The 18,986-nt window shown below is 42.2% G+C and carries 13 protein-coding genes; 7 read left to right on the forward strand and 6 right to left on the reverse strand.

What is annotated here, in order from left to right; genetic code table 11:
• Positions 1 to 75: 75 nt before the first annotated feature.
• The gene (locus A6D97_RS07695) at positions 76 to 1,848 is read right to left on the reverse strand and encodes a transporter (RefSeq protein WP_017063630.1); all 1,773 of its coding nucleotides are present in this window, start codon (positions 1,846 to 1,848) and stop codon (positions 76 to 78) included.
• Positions 1,849 to 2,357: 509 nt separating this feature from the next.
• Here A6D97_RS07695 and A6D97_RS07700 point away from each other — a divergent pair.
• Together A6D97_RS07700 and A6D97_RS07705 are read left to right on the forward strand one after the other, a co-directional pair.
• Positions 2,358 to 2,969 carry a toxin-antitoxin system YwqK family antitoxin gene (locus tag A6D97_RS07700; protein ID WP_017061462.1) on the forward strand — a complete coding sequence of 204 codons (612 nt, stop codon included), beginning with the start codon at positions 2,358 to 2,360 and terminating at the stop codon, positions 2,967 to 2,969.
• A 1,304-nt stretch (positions 2,970 to 4,273) separates the two neighbouring features.
• Positions 4,274 to 4,987, forward strand: coding sequence for an oligogalacturonate-specific porin KdgM family protein (locus A6D97_RS07705; protein ID WP_017067076.1), 714 nt, complete (start codon positions 4,274 to 4,276; stop codon positions 4,985 to 4,987).
• A gap of 140 nt (positions 4,988 to 5,127) precedes the next feature.
• Here A6D97_RS07705 and A6D97_RS07710 read toward each other — a convergent pair whose 3' ends face one another.
• The 3 genes from A6D97_RS07710 to A6D97_RS07720 all read right to left on the reverse strand — a co-directional run bounded on the left by A6D97_RS07710 (position 5,128) and on the right by A6D97_RS07720 (position 8,702).
• Positions 5,128 to 5,844, reverse strand: a complete 717-nt coding sequence (locus A6D97_RS07710) for a 3'-5' exonuclease (protein ID WP_065584136.1) — start codon at positions 5,842 to 5,844, stop codon at positions 5,128 to 5,130.
• The gene (locus A6D97_RS07715; RefSeq protein WP_010438388.1) at positions 5,844 to 7,706 is read right to left on the reverse strand and encodes a DUF294 nucleotidyltransferase-like domain-containing protein; all 1,863 of its coding nucleotides are present in this window, start codon (positions 7,704 to 7,706) and stop codon (positions 5,844 to 5,846) included. The genes A6D97_RS07710 and A6D97_RS07715 overlap by 1 nt, the downstream gene beginning before the upstream one ends.
• Before the next feature lie 276 nt (positions 7,707 to 7,982).
• The gene (locus A6D97_RS07720) at positions 7,983 to 8,702 is read right to left on the reverse strand and encodes a FadR/GntR family transcriptional regulator (RefSeq protein ID WP_010438385.1); all 720 of its coding nucleotides are present in this window, start codon (positions 8,700 to 8,702) and stop codon (positions 7,983 to 7,985) included.
• Positions 8,703 to 9,044: 342 nt separating this feature from the next.
• On the opposite strand from A6D97_RS07720, the gene A6D97_RS07725 reads away from it, so the two are divergent.
• The 3 genes from A6D97_RS07725 to A6D97_RS07735 all read left to right on the forward strand — a co-directional run bounded on the left by A6D97_RS07725 (position 9,045) and on the right by A6D97_RS07735 (position 12,234).
• Entirely contained in the window at positions 9,045 to 9,821 is a 777-nt protein-coding gene (locus tag A6D97_RS07725) for an SDR family oxidoreductase (protein ID WP_065584137.1), read from the forward strand.
• 174 nt (positions 9,822 to 9,995) lie between these two features.
• Complete coding sequence (locus A6D97_RS07730) at positions 9,996 to 10,718, forward strand: FadR/GntR family transcriptional regulator (RefSeq protein ID WP_017063624.1); 723 nt, start codon at positions 9,996 to 9,998, stop codon at positions 10,716 to 10,718.
• 148 nt (positions 10,719 to 10,866) lie between these two features.
• The gene (locus A6D97_RS07735; RefSeq protein ID WP_081326300.1) at positions 10,867 to 12,234 is read left to right on the forward strand and encodes an MATE family efflux transporter; all 1,368 of its coding nucleotides are present in this window, start codon (positions 10,867 to 10,869) and stop codon (positions 12,232 to 12,234) included.
• 258 nt (positions 12,235 to 12,492) lie between these two features.
• On the opposite strand, the gene A6D97_RS07740 is transcribed toward A6D97_RS07735, so the two are convergent.
• Positions 12,493 to 13,530, reverse strand: coding sequence for a polysaccharide lyase family 7 protein (locus A6D97_RS07740; RefSeq protein ID WP_017063622.1), 1,038 nt, complete (start codon positions 13,528 to 13,530; stop codon positions 12,493 to 12,495).
• A gap of 538 nt (positions 13,531 to 14,068) precedes the next feature.
• On the opposite strand from A6D97_RS07740, the gene A6D97_RS07745 reads away from it, so the two are divergent.
• Complete coding sequence (locus A6D97_RS07745) at positions 14,069 to 14,929, forward strand: oligogalacturonate-specific porin KdgM family protein (RefSeq protein ID WP_065584138.1); 861 nt, start codon at positions 14,069 to 14,071, stop codon at positions 14,927 to 14,929.
• A gap of 190 nt (positions 14,930 to 15,119) precedes the next feature.
• Complete coding sequence (locus tag A6D97_RS07750) at positions 15,120 to 16,946, forward strand: hypothetical protein (protein WP_065584139.1); 1,827 nt, start codon at positions 15,120 to 15,122, stop codon at positions 16,944 to 16,946.
• A gap of 968 nt (positions 16,947 to 17,914) precedes the next feature.
• Here A6D97_RS07750 and A6D97_RS07755 read toward each other — a convergent pair.
• Positions 17,915 to 18,986: polysaccharide lyase family 7 protein (locus A6D97_RS07755; RefSeq protein WP_065584140.1), on the reverse strand; the 1,072-nt coding region annotated here is incomplete at its 5' end.

Here is an 18,986-nt window from a genome sequence, read left to right on the forward strand (position 1 = left end):
ACGTTAAATATTGGATTATAAAAATGACGACCACCCGTTCAGGTGGCCGTGATGTTATTTAGGATGCGTATTAAATTAGCCTTCGGCTGGAGTCACTTCGTCTTGTTGCTCGACTTTGTCATCGACTGCTTTAACAAGTAACAGACCAACAGAGAACACAATCAAGCCACACAGAACGAATACCATGCGTCCCCACATTGGGTTTGGCAGTACGAACATAGTCATTACGCCCACACCCGCTACCGCGATAAGTGAACCCAACATACGACGTTGCTTGTTATCCAATTTCTTCTGTTCATTACTTTCAGCAACTAGTGGCGTCGCTAGGTTGTTGAAGAACTTGTCTACGTCTTTCTCACGGTGCTCAGCAAGAGGCTTGTAGAACAGTGTTGAAAGAATAAAGAAGCCAGCAGTAAATATGATGTGACCGATAAGGCCGATAGCCACTTTCAGGTCAGCCCACTCACGGCCAGTTAGTTCATTTAGACCGAACCAGTTTTGAATCATGTCCGCAGTGATAACGAAACCAACGAAGTAAGAAACCACACCACCTACAACTAGCGTGCCCCAACCTGCCCAATCCGGTGTTTTACGGATGAAGAAGCCACAGAATGCTGGAATCGTCATTGGGAAGCCGATCAATGCGCCCACGTACATCATGGTGTCGAAAAGGCTCAGACCTTTAAGAGAGTTGATGAACAGAGCAACCAAGATGATCGCGATGCCGAAGAAAGTAGACGTTAGTTTAGAAACAACCATTAGCTCTTTCTCTGTCGCTTTAGGACGAAGAATCGGCTCATAGAAGTTCTTAACGAAGATACCTGAGTTACGGTTTAGACCTGAGTCCATTGAAGACATTGTTGCTGCGAACATAGCGGCAATCAGAAGGCCAACCATACCTGCAGGCATGTATTCTTGAACGAAGTAAAGGTAAGCGAAGTCAGCGGCTTTGCTGCCAGCTTCTGGGTAAGCTGCTGCTAAATCAACACCTTGACCTGCCATGAACCAAGAAGGCATGAACCAGATGATTGGACCAAGCGTCATTAGTACACAAGCAAGTAGAGCTGCTTTACGTGCGTTATTTGAATCTTTCGCAGCAAGGTAGCGGTAAGAGTTAAGCATGTTGTTGGTGATGCTGAACTGCTTTAAGAAGATGAACACAGCCCAGATGCTGAAGATGCTCATGTAGTTCAGGTTATCACCCGTAATGAATGAATCTGTTGGGAAGTCGTTAACGATCTGCGTAACGCCGCCACCGTGGTAAATCGCAACCACAGCACACGTCACCGTTACCGCCATGATGATCACCATCTGCATAAAGTCAGATGCGATGACCGCCCAAGAGCCGCCTGTTACTGACATTACTAGTACAACCAGACCCGTTAGGACAATCGTCGTTGTCATATCAAAGCCGAAGATACCCGATGCGATGATTGCTAGACCATTCAACCAAATACCTGCAGAGATAACGCTGTTTGGCATACCAGACCAAGTAAATACTTGCTCATTCACCTTACCAAAACGCATACGAATCGCTTCAATTACCGTCACAACACGCAGTTGACGGAACTTCGGAGCGAAGTAAAGGTAGTTCATTAGGTAACCGAATGCGTTCGCGATGAAGATAATCGCTACGGCAAAGCCATCGGTAAAGGCTTTACCTGCTGCACCAGTAAATGTCCAAGCACTGAACTGGGTCATAAATGCGGTTGCACCTACCATCCACCACAGCATATTACCTCCCCCACGGAAGTAATCACTTGTCGTACTTGTAAACGTTCGAAACATCCACCCTATCGCAATTAAGAATAGGAAGTAGATGCCAACTATCAGGGTATTGAGTTCCATCGTTAGACCTTTTATTTATGTTTTTTTGTTGAGGTCACTATAAATAAATGGCAAGTATATTTGTACTACAATAATCCAAATGCGTGACAATGATCTTACAGTCTGACACTCAATTAATCATACAAGTGATCGAGTTCAAAGTTGCACCACCTAGGAGCGCAATTCCTCAAGTCAGTGCAGTTATCCGCACTAAATTTCGACCAAAACCCCAAAAAACATGAACAAAGTCTCTAAAAATCGAAGATTCATCGTTAAAAACTATTATTCTTGACGATCAAAGCTTAAAGAAGAGCAGCAAAAATATCGTTAGATATAATTTATAAAAATGAATTAAACCAATATATTTGTAGTACAAATAAGATCGATAATTTGCTTTTGAAAGTTCCCTATATTAGGCAGCCAATAATGAAAACTTGAAAACCACTATTAGATACTGACAGGGATACACGGAAGTGAAATGCTTTTAACACACCCGTTACACTTTCCCCGTCCAATAAAAAGGTGTCATTATGAAGAAATACGTTCCAATCTTAATTGCTCTTAGTACGGTATCTTCTATGAGCTATGCAGCAACACCGCGTGAAGATGCTGTTGACTACTTACAGATGCGTAAAGGCGTGGCTTACCAAGTAAACCATTCAAAACCTTTCACTGGTCAATTTGAAGAGAAGTTCGATAACGGCCAAGTCGCGACCCAAGCTCAGTTTGCCGATGGGTTAGAACTTGGGCTAGAAACTAACTGGTATCCGAATGGCCAAGTCGCTTCTAAAGTGAATTACGTAAAAGGTGAACTGCAAGGCAAAGCTGAAACCTGGTATCCAAACGGACAGAAAAAAGCAGAACTCAATTATAAAGACAATGAACTATCAGGCACCGCCTCTCGCTGGTATCCCAATGGGGAACAAAGCTTGACAGCTGAATACAGCGACGGACAAAAAGATGGATTGGTAACGGACTACTACCCGAACGGTAATAAGGCCAGCCAAGCGAAGTTTGATGAAGGTGAAGTCGCGAACGGAAAACTTACTCGCTGGAATACTAACGGTGACAAAGTTGAAGAACTGACCTTTAAAGATCACAAAGTCACCTCTAAACAGGTGTGGATGCCTACAGAAAGCTAAGCCTCAAGAACAGCTCTCACGGAGCTCTTTGATATAACTAAACGCCTGCTGTTAAAGTTTGCAGCTACACGTCTGCAACTAAGAGACAAGAGAAGAGAAGAGAAGGAAAACGAACATTCATGTGATTAAGCGTGAATGTTCGTGGCTTTGATGCTGTAACAGACTCACTTGAGCGTGTTGTCATCAACCTAAAAGCCTATTCTTAAGCCGCGGTTTACACGCTTATTGAGCCGCACACGACTCTCTACTCAAATTTAAAATAAAAAAACGCTCATGTTGCCTGTATCAACATGAGCGCAAGGGTAGATCTTCGACTACCATCTCCTACCTTTCTAGATGAAAGCAGAAGTTATAATTAGAATAGTTGGGAGCAATAATCAAAATGCTTTCGCAAGCACTTCAACGATTTCTTCTTTTTCATCAGTTTAGAGCGACTATATCCAATCGTTCTAACTCCGATCTCTATAGCAGGCTGTGTAACTGCCTTGCCTACTACACTTCAAACCTTTTTTGATTGAGGCTTTTTATCCCCTCACGGCAAATACATCGTACTTTTAGGTATGTTAACTTTTAGACTATCTTCGCTTTTAAACTATCTTCGCTTTTAAACAAAGCCTTAGCCTTAAAACCATCATCCCAATGCAGCTATGAACCATAAGTTCATCCATTCACGTCGGTAGTCACTTAAAACTAACCGACAGAATCACTACCTAAAACCATACAGATGCATGTGCACCTGTTTAACGTACTGACGATATGAGTTGCCACATAAAGTTAGTAAATAATAATGTATTACAAATAAAAATGACAACTAAAGATTCAATTTTTTGCTGTAGCGCACATTTATTGATAGACAAAACTCAGAAAATCAACATAACCTGAAAAATAACCATTAAAAAACAAAGGCTTAATTCAAACCCTAACTTTGTAACCCTTTGTAAATAGTGGTTTTATCATGACAACACGATCTAATTCACAGAACCTCACCATTCTAATCGCTAGCATATTTGTAGTATTTTAATTCAAAAGAAAGAGTAACCCTACACACGAAAACAAACGTCATCGCATTGAGCGTATAACTCCGCTTTACCTAAAAGCCGGCGTTGCTAGGGAAAACCCTGAATGGTGAAACTGGCAACTTAGACAGACTTTAGCAAGTTCACAATGAAAAAGAACTTAGCGGAAATATGGGCTCAGCGCGACGTAGAACGACTTTACCCAAAACTTTAATCCCAATACAACAAAGGGCTCAACGTTGGTCCTTTATTAACCATTTTTTATTTAGATACAGTGGAAACAATAAAATGATAAAAACGAATAAAGTAACGCTTGCAGTATTAGCAACTCTTTTTGCAGGCAGCGTGTCTGCGGCATCACTAGATTTTCGTGAAGAGTACAAGCACGATTCGGAAGAATGGGCTGGTCGAGTGAAAATTGGTGGTAGCACAGGTAATCATTACTACGGCGTAGAAATGAAGCACAATGGTAACCTAAGCGAACTTCAACGTGGTGATAACGAATTTGAATACGGCTACCACTTCAAATTCGATAACAACTGGCGTGTAACAACTTCAATGCCGATTACTTTCGGTGATGAAGCGGTAACTTACAAACCGCAAGTACGTGTTCAATACAAATTTGATTCAGGTGTAACAACGAAACTTCGTTACCGCCATGAGTTCCGCAATTATGCATCAGGTAAAACTTCAACAGGCCTTGATGGTAAGCAACACGACTCATTAAATGCCGGTAAAATTACGGGTAATATCGATTACAACTGGAACGCTTGGCAGTTTGGCTTTGAAGCAAACTACAAAGAAGATTTCTTTAATGACGAATGGAAAATGGGTAACAACGGCGAGTACGAGTGGGACTACAACATGAAGATCGGCTACAAAGAAGCAGATTGGAGCTGGCGCCCATACGTAGAATTTGGCAACGTTCAATGTACAAGTGATACGGTGTGTGACTCAAGCCGTCAACTACGTAGCCGTGTAGGTATTACTTACAGCTTCTAAGCTGTTCCCTATATGAAAAGTCTAAGATGATAACTGCCTAATTTTCTAAGACCCAAACAAAAGCCAGCATAATCGCTGGCTTTTATGCTTTCAAATCAGTTCAGTCAACAATGATTCAAATAAGGGAACAAATGGCTTCCCTAGTGACTGATCCTATATAAAAATGATAGTGTCACTTCATCATTCGGAACCACTCGTTTCTGTTGAGCCAAAAATAGCTCCGCTGTTGAAACTGCATCAGCTAACGCATTGTGGCTGTTATACTCAGGAAGACCATACCTGTCACGTGTGCCTGCCAAAGTTAAATCTACCTCTTCATGATTACTGATCGCTTTCTCCATGCTTTTCTCAATACACAAGGTATCAAGCCAAAGCAGAGGAATCGCTCTTAAACCGTAGCAGCGAAGAAGGTATTGGCTAATGAACTTCTCTTCGACTACACACGCGTGCGCGACGATAATCTTGCCTTTCGCTGCTTCGAAGAAAGCGAGCATCGCATCATGAATAGATGCGCCCTCTTCCAGCATCTGTGGTGTGATGTGGTTAATCACCGCAGTTTCAGCGTTAATCTGAGAATCATTGTTCAGGTAGATATGCTTGGCAGATGCCAAATCAATTCGCCCCTTAACCACATCAACCCACCCCATCGATAAAATCAGATCTTGTTCACTGTCTAAGCCCGTCGTTTCAAGATCTAACACAATATACTCACTATCTTTAGCCAAATCCGCCATCTCTGGACACGGCTGTTCAACAAGATCGTGTAATGCTTCAGGCAGTTTAACCGTATTTAGGTATTGCTTTCGCTTGCGCTTGACTCGCTCAAGCGGATGAAAATAATTTAACAATGCTCTCATTAGCGCGCTCCAAAACGAATCTTCGCCGCCTCTTGGAGATCAGCTATGATCCTAAAGGCATCTTTCAAGTGCTTACGTTCAAAGCTACCAAAGCTATCAGGGTTGATGTTGTTGTCTGGTACCTCCCCATTCTTCAAAGCTTCAAGTTGATGACCAAATCGGAAAGATAAAATGAACTGATACGCACCCAGAATGTTCTTGAACGCGTCATCACTGAGCATACCTTTCTCGTTCGCAGCTGCAAAACGCTCGTCGGTTGCAGACAAATCACATTCAACGGCTAGCCCGTATATACGTGCGAGATCGATAATCAGGTTAATCGCGTATTTCTTCACATTGAGCGTTTTCTTGTTCTCTCCCGACTTCTCTAACACCAAGCTGTTAAAAATGCCCAATGGTGGATTAGTGTTCACCGCATCTTTCACCAACGTGCTCAAAAATTCTCGATTATTGCGAATATTGGAGTGCAACTCATCACGAAGAATGCCCTCAAATTCACTGTTGCCGTAAATAGTGCGAATTTCAAGGAAAACACTGATATTGAGTAGACGCTCATATTCAGGGTTTGCTACCCACTTCTTGTAGTAGTGCTTCCAAACACCCAGTGGCTGACACCACTTTGGCGTCGCAGCCATGAATTTTCCTGGGCATAACGGATAGTCACAACTTGCCAATCCATTTGTTACCATCATCGCTAAATGCTTGAAATAAATACGGTCACTGTCGGTTGCATCGTCAGAAAGTACAATCGCGCTGTCTTGATCCGATAACATGTGTACTTCATTGCGAGCGTGAGAACCCGCAACAATCCAAGAAAAGTCACAAGGTGGTGGGCCTAACTTGTCAATTGCTATCTGAATTAATCGGCGGGTGTAGGCATCCATAATCATGGTCATTACCTTACCCACTGTTTCCGGTGCAACTTTACCTTCCACCAGCGCTTCAAATATAGCTTGTCGTTCCGAGGTAAATGAAGACATGGTTTTCACACTGCCCGCGTATTTGATTTTCTCAATCAAGAAAATGGCTTGAACACGGTGGTTTTGAACCAAGTGAGACGTGGTAAGAAGCCCAATGACTTTGTTCTCTTTCACAACCGGCAAGTTGCGAATATTAAACTGCATCATAATAGACGCGGCGTGTAGCACTAAATCGTCCGGTTTAACCGTAAGAGGAGAATGCGTCATCACCTCAGAAATAAGGCTATCAGTACTCACGCCGTGGGCAATCACTCGCTTAGTCATATCTCGGTCAGTAATTAAGCCTACAATCGACTCATCCTCATAAATTACAGCACAGGGTGAGCGTTGATGAAGCATTTCAACCGCGACCGATTGGATGGTTTGCTGGGACTTAACAATTGCCACCTGTCCGCTTGCGACTTCTTCAACCTTACGAATGAACAAGCCTTTCTCTTTGTTTGACCAAACCACATCCAGTGCCGATTTCAAACGAACTTGGGCCTGTGAAGCAAAATGCTCAGCACAACTTGGAAAAGCTTTGAAAAGTGTTTGAAGCGCCGAGTGTGGAATAACATAAAGTAAGGTGTTTTCAATTGCGACAGCTCTATAGCCTTTATCATCATTAACTTCAGAATCTAAGAACGTGAAGCCGAACAGATCTTCACTGCCTAACCGTGCACGAAGCACACCGTCCGATTTTCTTTGCTCCATAGATCCTGTTCGAATGATATAGAGCGACTTTTCTTTTCCTGACTCGCATAGATCGACGACATCCCCTTTGGCTAGATAGGTAATCTGAACATTAAAAGCGAGGTCACGAAGCGCTTCTTTAGGGATCTTATCGAAAGGGTCTATCTGACCGATGAACTGAAGAATATTTGGCAATAGAGACTGAGGCATATAATCACACTCGCATTAATTTGATTAGTATTATTATATAACTAACAATGCTGGTTACTAGCGGTTTTAGCAAAACAACGCACATAAGACTAAATATTGGACATCGGTCAAGTTTTCATCAATTTTGGATGTAAAAAAAGCACGTATTAAACGTGCTTTCAATAGATAACTGTCTGTAGTAACAGCAATTTTAGGTTGACTCCACTAGGTATCCAGAGCAACGCTCGATAGAAACGGCTAAGACCTTAGAGTTGAAACCTCACCCAAAACACTAAGCTAGCTTGCTACTGGCAATCTGTGGTTAGTATCTAATAGATGACTTGCAGAAGCTTGGCGTGCTTTATCACTGTTACCCGCCATGATTGCTTCATAAATTTGACGGTGTTCATTAATACACGTACTTCCCTCTTCTGAAGAATGAGAAATAAAGTTAACAAACATTGTCGTTAAGATATTGCCAAATGGAAGGTAAAAGTCATTACCTGTTGCATTGAAGATGAGGCTATGGAATTTCATATCAATATCTAGCCAACTGTCTTGGTTAAACTCTTCAGCACCTGATATTTCTACCATCTGTTGGAAAATGCCCGACAGTTCAATGCGTTGTTCAGCGCTCGCGAACTGAGCAGCCAATGCACATGCTTCTGGTTCAATCGCGCGACGTAAGCCCAAAAACTGATGACAGAATTGGTCTGTATCTGCCAAACCATCCATCCATTCGATCAATTGCGGGTCTAAAAAGTTCCAGAACGCACGGTCAACAACGCGAGTACCGATCTTTGGTCGAGATTCTAGTAGGCCTTTTGAAGTAAGAAGCTTAACCGCTTCTCTTAATGCAGTCCTACTAATTCCAAATTGCTCACACAGAGCCATTTCACCAGGAATGATAGAGCCTTGAGGCAAATTGCCCGACAAAATACCACGTGCGATTTCACGTGCAACTTGCACATGAAGGCTTCGCTTAGAGCCTGAAATCGAATTGAAAGAGCCAGCCATGTGTCTACTTACTTATTAGATATGTATTATTTAACTCGGACTATAGCACTGATTTATATCTGCACCAACTAAGTATAAGAATAACGTGAGGTCACGAATGATATAGGCTAGCGAAGATTTTATGAATATTATAAGTATTTAGTTCATCAAACTAATTAAAAACATTTATTCATACAAATGGTTCTTATTTACACCGTTTTTTGTATGCGCAAACTCACAAAACGACTCTTACTCTCACTATTTATGTCGTTGATGATCAGTTTTGAGATGACTATCCTTGAATACTGCAAGTGTTATTGTATGATTTATTAACGCGAATGATCTACAATATAGGCGACTGTGATGTTTAACGATTTAAAAGGCAAACGCATTCTAATTACTGGCTCTACTGCAGGTATGGGCTTAGCTACAGCACGTATTTTCGCAAAGTATGGTGCAAAAATTGGTATCAATAGTCGTGCTTCTAGCCCAAAAGTTGATGACGTTCTATCTGAACTTACCGCACTGGGTGGCGATGTTGCCTTTTTTCCTGCAAACCTAATGGACACATTAGAGTGCGAAAGGTTAGTCAAAGAGTTCACTGATCATTTTGGTGGCATGGACGTGTTGATTAACAACGCCGGTGGCCTTGGTGGTCGCGCCAATCTAGAAAATATCGATGATGAGTTTTATGAGCGCGTAATGAACCTTAATGTTCGCTCTGCGCTGATGACAACCAAGTTCTCTATCCCGCACTTACGCGCCTCTGCTGCTGAGTCCGGGCAAACATCTTGTGTGATTAGCACGGGTTCGATTGCCGCTCGTGAAGGTGGTGGTGTGGGTGCTGGTGTATATGCCGCATCGAAAGCTTGGTTACACGATATCCATCGGAACTGGGTAAAAGAATTTGCTAAAGACAATATCCGTTTCAACATTGTTTCACCGGGCACTATCGACACCGCATTTCATGACGGCAAAAGCGATGAGCTAAAGTCGACCATTGCTAGCAATATCCCTATGGGTCGCTTTGGCAGTATTGAAGAAGTAGCACCTACTTTTGCTTTCTTTGCCTCACATGCTTGCAGCGGTTACATCACAGGTCAAATCCTAGATGTTAACGGCGGACAAATAACGCCCTAGTTAGCTGGTTTATATAAGCTCACTCAGCGATTTAAGTTCGCCACACTATATAAGGTTAACAGACCCGAGTAGATGAGGGAAAACCTCACACTAAATTCGACGTATACACTGACACTAAACACCAGATTCGTCTGGCTTTTAGTGTTTTCAAAGTTTCAATTTCAGGTGGTTTAAATGTCAATATTTACATTGGTGGAAGATTCAAGCCGCCGAATTCATGTTCAAGTGGCGAGACAAATTGCTCGCAAGATCTTGTCAGGCGAGTTAGAAGAAAATCAAAAGTTACCCAGCGAAATGGAGCTGTGCGAAATCTTTGGAGTGAGCAGAACTGCCCTTCGAGAATCAACTAAGCTACTTTCGGCAAAAGGTTTAATCGAGTCGAAGCCAAAAGTGGGCACTCGTATCAAACCGAGAACACAGTGGCACTTCTTGGACCCGCAATTGCTGTACTGGATCCAAGATTTAGAAGATACTAAACCCTTCTTGTCTCAATTTTTAGGCTTAAGAAAAGCGATTGACCCGGAAGCGTGTGCGCTCGCTGCAACCAATGCAACTGTAGAGCAACGCAAAGAGCTTTCGATTCTTTTCCAGAAAATGACCATCGCAGCAAATAGCTTCGATTATGAAGAGTGGACGACCAACGATCACCTGTTTCACCAAACGATTTTCTTATCGACAGGTAATCAATTTTACATTCCATTCGCGAACATTCTGTCGACTATCTTCAAGCAGTTTATCGACCACTCCGCTGAAGGCGGTCGCTTCTGTTTAGAAGAACACAAAGCGATTTACGACGCAATAATGTCTGGCGATGCCAAGCAAGCTCGAATTGCTTCTCAAGTCCTGCTAGACGATGAGAACCAAAAGCTCTCTAGGGTTGAATTAGCCATCGCATAACCGAGATTAACCAAACTGACTTGTTTTTCAAAGACACAAGTCAGTCTTGTTTTAGCACCCATTTTTTAACCATCAACTACCGTAGTGTTTTCTTCTTTAAACGCTCTACTCCGCCACCTCAGAGAAAGCTTACGGTTATACACATAAGGTGTTGTTTGTGTCTTCACAATCGTACGTAAGGAAAAATTTCTCTCTCGCCTGGCCCCTCGCCTTAAACGGTATCTTGATGCAGTCGATGTTGATGATCGACACACTGCTTGTCTCTCCTCTTGGTGAAATCCCTTTAGCTGCAATGGGGATTGCGACGACTATCGTTGCCTTTGTACTGGGAATTCAAATGGCGCTGGCAAACGGTACTCAGTTAGTATTAAGCCGCGCAGTGGGCTCTGGCATCGCCGCATCATTATCTAAAGCATTTTGGGCAGGGTTATTTATCAACCTTGGCGTAGCAACACTATTTTGGCTTCTACTTACTTTTTTCGAACAACCCTTGATTCAAGCTTTAACAGATGACGCTTCCCTTCACTTAGAAATCAGCCGCTATCTAGACATCTCGAAATACATCGTTATTTTTACCGCGTTAACGCAGGTGATCATTGCTTTATTTAATGCGCTAGGCAGAACTAAAGTCCCATTCAAAGGTTACTTAATTGAACTGCCTATCAATGCTGTACTCTCATATGTGCTGATTCATGGTTTTTCTAATTTTGAAGGGATTGGTGTTCAAGGCGCCGCGCTAGGCAGTGTTATTGCTATCACCCTTCGCCTTGTGTATCTGGTTCTTTGCGTGTATTTGAGCTCAGCAATTTCACTCAAATTAGACGCCCAGCGATCTGAGTTCATGACAAACGTTCGTCGTCACTTTATCGAGATATTCCCTGTCGCAGCAAATGTAACCATGCTATTGATTGGCGCAACGATTTATCAGTTACTGTATTCGCAACTTAACATCAACGCGTATGTTGCGATTACTTTGGTGATGCCTTGGATCAGGGCTGTCTCTCAATTTATTACTGCTTGGGCTCACTCTTCCGCAATTACTATCAGCCAAGCGATTGGCTCTAAAAAGATGGATGACCTAGTCAAAAACGTCGATACCAGTATTGATATTGCGGTCGTCATTTCTTTTGTGTGTGCAATCTTGTTCGCAGGATTAAGTCTGGTTATTGGTGACATTTACCCGAACTTGGATGAGTCTACCTATCAAGCATTGGCCGTTATCGCCCCACTCTACATCTTCTTGCCGATTGTCCGTGGCTACAACACGGTTCATGGGAATGTATTAAGAGCACTAGGAAAAACGACCGCAGTCTTCAAAATCAACTTTACTGGTCAATGGGTAATTTCAATTCCATTGTGTGCATTGATCATCTTTGGATTAGACGGTTCTATCTTTTGGGCTTTCGCTATCCAACCATTCGAAGAAGTCGTTAAAGCTTTCCCATTCCGTCATTTGGCTCGAAAGTCTCTTAAAGAGTTTGATGCCGACAAAGCTAAAGAGTTGATGTATGACTAAGTCCGGTATCGAGTCGCCGTCCTAAAATCTTTCTACGCTTTCTGATTACAACCTTGTCTTTTGACAAGGTTGTATTGTTTCAGCTGTACCATTCATTGGTAGGCTTCAGCACACCCTCATTGATACCAAGGTCACATTAATACCAAGGTCATCTTAAAACTCATATAAAACAAAAAGACCACTCAACATTCGGTTAAGTGGTCTTCGAAAATATTCCTTAAGGACTGCGTCTAGCTAGCCTATTGGTTATGCTATGTGCTATTTACCGTTCAACTTAAGCGCTGAGAAAGTCACACTGTTGTAATCGCCATTCTTTTTATCGATAGCGAAATCGCCAGTACCGCCACAACCAGGTCCCCATACAGGGTGAGAATCGCTCACGCTACATTGGCCGTATGCGCCCGCTTTGTAGTAAAAATCATCTTCAGCATAACCCGTTGGTGAATCAAGTTCATCGATGCCCTTACTCAGGTCGATTTCATACTTAACGGTATCGTGACGCTCGGTTTCAAACGTTAGGTACATCATGGTGCCTTTCACTTCCACTTTGTAACTAAACTCTTCACCAAGAGCAATACCCGCTTCACCCGGCTCTGCAGGGTTTTCCCACGTGTTACCCCACACTGGATAAGCGATATCGGCACGGTTAGGATCTTTTTTCTCTAGGTTACGTTCATAGTTCCAGAATACTGAACCCATTTCTTGGTCAGGAAACTTCTTATAGAAGATCTTTAGTGGTTCATTACCATGCCCATAACCGGTTCCAGCTTTGATTAGCTCATTATGTTTTTTAGCGTGAATCTGACCAACAACCACCGAGTGAGCTGGGTACTTTTCTGGGAACTTAGCGTTAACTGAGACGTGATTAACTTTTAATGTCGCTTCTAATGTTCCGCCAACAGCACTGTATTCACTAGCCGCTGGGTGACTCGACAGTGCCCACTGGTTTCCTTTATCAGCCGTATCGATAGAGAAATCTGCGCCTCTTGGCATTTGTCGTAATTCAGAACGCGCATTCTTCGAGTTTTTCGTCGTAATCGCTTGGTTCTGCACTTCAAATACAAGGTTGCCGTCTTTATCAAGATGGAAGAAATCACTATGTGAGTAGCTCATCATGGCTACCCCTTCTATTTCATCAACACGACCATCTTCATTAATATCTGAAGGTATGGTTATTTTCCAATTATGCATATCGAATTTATCGGCAGGTACGGGGTAAGAAACACCGTTATTTGCGAAAGTAACCATTGGTACAGTCGCTAATAGCGCCACTGCTAATATGTTTTTCTTAAACATGACTCATCCTTTATTGTTAACAGATACCGAGTACACACTCAGTACAGGAACCACTTTTGAACACGAATTAGTACTAAATATTTTCTCTTCGACTTAAATAAGCCAACCGATAAATAGAATTTACATTTAGCCATTTTGTAACTTTTATTAAACATCTGGCTATGGTTTATATTTATGCCTCTCAACATGCTCCCTATGTTTAAGCCACGATGGTTAAAATCATCATTATTAACATATAGAAACACTTAATATTTGTATTATTTTAACACATGCAAAAAAGTGAGTTTCTAAGGTTTGTGAATATGAGAAGTACGTCATGATTGATTTAATACACAAGCCCTAAATTGAGATATTCATAACATTTAGGTATATATTTGGGCCATTAGTCAGAACTTCTTGATAGATCTCACAGAAATCTGACTCAATAGTAAATACCATATTTGTCATACATTAATTTAATACCATGTAAGGTATTGGTTTGTGAGCCACGGGTACATTGGATGTATCCAGAATAAAAAAATAATAGTGAGACAAAGGTATGAATTCTGTTACAAAAATTTCTGCAGCTGTTGCATGTACTCTTTTAGCGGGCACAGCTACTGGTGCATCTCTTGATTATCGTTACGAGTATCGTGCTGCGACGGATTATACAAAAACAAATGGCGACACGGCTCACGTAGACGCTCGCCATCAACACCGAGTGAAGCTAGGTGAAAGCTTTAAACTGTCAGATAAGTGGAAGCACTCAACGGGCCTTGAAGTTAAATTCCATACTGACGATTCTTACTACGACGCAGATTCTGGCGAAGTTAAATCAGCAAACAGTAGAAGCTTCTATGACGGCAATTGGTATATTTACGGTATGGAAGTAGAAAATACAGCAACTTACAAAGTCGATAACAACTGGTATCTACAAGTTGGTATGCCGATCGCTTGGGACTGGGATGAGCCGAACTACAACGGCGGTGACTGGAAGATGAAAAAAGTCACTTACAAACCTCAATTCCGTGTTGGTTATAATGCGGATATGGGATTAACGACTGCCATTCGTTACCGTCACGAGTATGCTGATTTCCGCAACCACACTCAATTTGGTGACAAAGATTCAGAAACTGGCGAACGTTTAGAATCAGCTCAAAAATCCAAAATAACGCTAACAGGTGCATATAAAATTGAGTCTCTACCGAAGCTTGGTCTTTCTTACGAAGCAAACTATGTAAAATCTTTGGATAACGTACTTCTTTATAATAGTGATGACTGGGAATGGGATGCTGGCTTAAAAGTAAACTACAAGTTCGGTTCTTGGAAACCTTTTGCTGAGATTTGGTCTTCTGATATCAGCTCATCTTCTAAAGATCGCGAAGCAAAATACCGTGTTGGTGTTGCTTACTCATTCTAATTAGAAATAGTCAATTTATAAAATACCCCTCTCCTCTTGTAAATTTTTGGGGCATATTTTAAGCACTTTATTTAAATAATAGGATGTTCTAATTAACGTTAGTTTCATCCTAATAAATATTTAACGACTATTCATTATCTACTTCTTATGTGATTTACATATGGATTTAATATCATAAAGAGAATATTTTATGCAGATTTCTAAAGTCGCTACAGCTGTTGCTCTTTCGACAGGTTTATTATTTGGTTGTAACAGTGACGGTTTACCTATTCCGACGGATTCAGGTGATGGCAGCCAAGAGTCAGTACTAACAACAGGTTACTGGCAAATCAGTGATGGTAACTCTTCTTCAATTTCCGCGTCATCAAACGCTGATCTACCAAATGTTTATGTTTTCCAAGAAGATGGCAATCATAAATACTATGACGATGATGATGACTTAGGTACTTACACGATTAAAGATGCAAGTGCTTCTACTAATAATTATGATGAAGAAGCCGGTACGGTCTCTTTCACATATTATGAAACAGGCACATCAACGATCGAAATTCTAGATGGTGTTTTTTCTTTCGATGACGCTGGTGCTCTGAATATTTCAGATAACACCACTGGCATAGACTACTCTGGTTCAGACCAAACTGCGACTGACGCCGTACAAGAAGCTATCAGTGAAGCCAATGAAGCAAATGGTATCAATGGCTACGTTCAAATCTTGGACACCAACAATGGTGGTGTAAAGAATGATGTGGGTGAACTACGTTTGAAATTGTCTGACAGCAGCACAGGGGCAACAGTAGACAGTATCGCATCAGGAAAGGTAACCGTTGACTTAATCTACCAAGTAGATGAAAACACCGAGCAAGAAGCGAATGGTTCAGGTAACAACGCTTATATTAGTCTCTACGCTTCTGGTACTTCTAACACTAATTTACACGGCGAAGTTATTTTTAATGCTGGAGAAATTTTCTACCGTTCCACGGTTACCGATAGTAGCGGTAAACCTCAAATTCCTGATGAGCCTGTAGGCACTTACACTTTAGGTGAAGATCTCGCGGTTGAAATCAGTTGGGCGAGCGGTTACTACACATTCAAAGTCAATGACACTGTATACGACAATAGCGGCAACGGTTTTGAGGCTTTCGACAAAGCTGCCGTTACTATCGTGTCATTGAAGCTTGGTGATACTTCTAACACAACACACTACGAGTTAAACGCTGACAACTTTAAAGTTTATTCGAATGACACAGCTTCTGATGAGCTAGTGTTTGAAGATAACTTTAACAATTACCCGAATGGCCAAGCGCTATCAGGTAATCCGTACAACAACAATACTGCGGAAGCGACAGTTGTTGTTGATGGCGGTAGTACTGAGCCAGAGCCAGAACCTGAACCAGATCCAGATCCAGAGCCCGGCGAAGTAACAGACAACTTCGATTCTTATACTGTAGGTACGCAGATCGATGTGGCTAACCCTGCGTACCAGACAAAAGGTGTTGATGGGGTTTTAAATACAGCAGTGATCAGTAGTGACTTTGCCAAGTCGGGTTCTAACTCTTTACGAATTGAAGATGGTGCGGACTCAACCACTGATAATAACAAAGCTATCGTTGGCCGCGACTTTGCTAGTGGCGCAGCAGAAACTGGCTCTGTTTCTACATCTGTATACATCCCTAGCGATGGCTATGTAAAAGCATCATACATTTTCTTAGGTTCTAATAACGATGCATCATCTAGTGGTCGCTTCACTGAAGTTGTATTTACATCTAGTATGATTAAATTCCGCAACGAATCAGGCAGCCAAGTTGACCTTGCTTCATACTCAAAAGACACATGGGTAGATGTGACCATTTCATGGGTAGATACAGACATTACCGTCAATGTTGATGGAACAGACTACACTGGGTTAAAAGCTGAAAGTGCAGGTGGTTCCCCGACCGCTATTGCGCTATACAATGGTGACAATGGTTCAAAAGGGACATACACCTACTTCGACAACCTAGATTCAGACCTATTCTAGTTCTCACTAGAAAGTCTGTTTGACTTGATTGCTAGATAAAACAAATCCCTATCAACGTAATTTGATAGGGATTTTTTATTGTTAGCTCAAGAATAAAAAGCAGACTGGCGATTCAGTTAAGCTCTCTGACTCAGCGGAACTTTGCTTCAGCGTTGAATAAGCACCGATGCTGCTAGTAACGAATGCCCCCTTGCCTCTCTAACTTATTTAACCCTCTCAAAAGCCCTGTATCTATCATAGATAAACAAAACCCCTCAGCTCTGCACTCAACCCACAAATTATTATTCAGCATCACCGTAGCATACAATCAAGGTATTTACGGCCTGCAAGCAACTAACCCTCAAGCGTATCCCCTTGAGCACTAGATGCGTTTGATCATCGACTTGAGCCCGCCTGAGTATTTCATTAAGCATTGGCGCTAATAAAGTGATGGCTAACCGCCCTTCTATTTATGCAAGAGTTAGAGCACGATTTATGGCTGTTGCTAAGAGTCTTGCTAAACAACCCAAAAGTGACGGTTTCAAGAACAAAACGGGAGTAATCAGCCGAGCTAACGCTTATTAGTAGACCAGGCAAAACAATACGTTCATGTGTAGACGTCGCATTAGTACATACCTTGAGAACGAAGTCGAAGTTTTCTAGCTATGGCGATTCCAAAATAATATTGGCATTGTTTAGCTTTGAATGAGAGCCAATATGACCTGTTATCAGCTGAGATTAATCATGACTGAGGTTAATGGTGATCGGCGATTGGGGAAAGGATAGTGACTGAAACTGATAATGACTGAAGTTAATACTGAATGAGCTTAATGATAATGTCTTAAACTCTGTGCAACTGATAACTACCCTTCTCCGACTCAATTAAATCATACGCTTAAGCCCAACCAACAGCAGGCACAAAAAAGCCTCCAAACCCTAAGGCTGGAGGCTATTGCGATAGCTTTAATATTAAGTGTTATTCGGTTAGATTACTTTTGGTATTGATCGTGCGATACATCTAGCTGGTAGAAAGTCGCTTGTGAGTAATCGTCTAGGTCGCCGCTGATGTTTTGGTTGTAAACACCTGCTTTGAAGTACATGTACTTGCCGCCAACATCGTAACCGCTGTTACTCATATCAACCACTTGTTGTACGTCGTCATGACCTTCACGCATTAGCGTTACGATCAGATCGTGGCCTTTCACTTCGATGCGGTAGCTGAATACCTCACCAAGTGCGATACCATCCTCACCCACTTCTGCTGTCATGCCACCAACAAGTGGGTAGAAGTTCTCTTTAGTACCGTTTTGACCTTCGTGTGCAAAGTAAACCGCACCAGTCGCTTGGTTTGGCAATTTACGGTAGTACAAACGAATTGGCTCATCGTCTTTGTCGTGAATTTGACCAATGATAAAGCGACCTACTTCATTCGCGTTACCCGTTGTGGTTGCATGGTCAATCTTCAATGTTGCTTCCATTACGCCATCAATGCCAGCCGCCGCTTTTAGGTCAGCTTCTGGTGCCGTTGAGAATACCCAGTTGTTCTTGTTAACACCTTGGGTTTTGATCGACTGGTCACCACGACGCATCATTTCACGTAGCTCAGTACGAGCATACTTAGTGTTTGCAGACGTACGCACACCTTTTACGTAAGATTTGAATACCATGCCGCCATCATCAGCAGTGTAGAAGATCTCTGGGTGCTGGTAACCGTTTGCAAGGTTCCACTCAGAAACGTCATCTGGCTTGCCATTTTTGTCATGATCGAATGGTTGAGATAGGTACCAGTGAGTCAAGTCAAAGTTTTCGCTTGGTGCATTACCTGCAAGCGGTGTTTCAGGTAGGTTAGTCGGTGCTGGCATCGCAGTACGTGTTTGGCACTCTACGGTTGTATCACAAGGGTAAACCGCTGGTGCACCAAAGTTACCGGTACGCAAATCTTTGCGCGCTTCTTTAGCGGCTTTTTCTGCTGCTTTCATTTCAGCGATCATTGTTTGCTCAGCGGCAACCACTGCTGGCGTGATGATATGGCTTGTTGGACAAGCGTTAACATTACAGTTA

It is taken from the genome of Vibrio sp. ZF57 (assembly GCF_001691235.1).
In the GTDB taxonomy this organism is placed as follows: Bacteria; Pseudomonadota; Gammaproteobacteria; order Enterobacterales; family Vibrionaceae; genus Vibrio; species Vibrio crassostreae_C.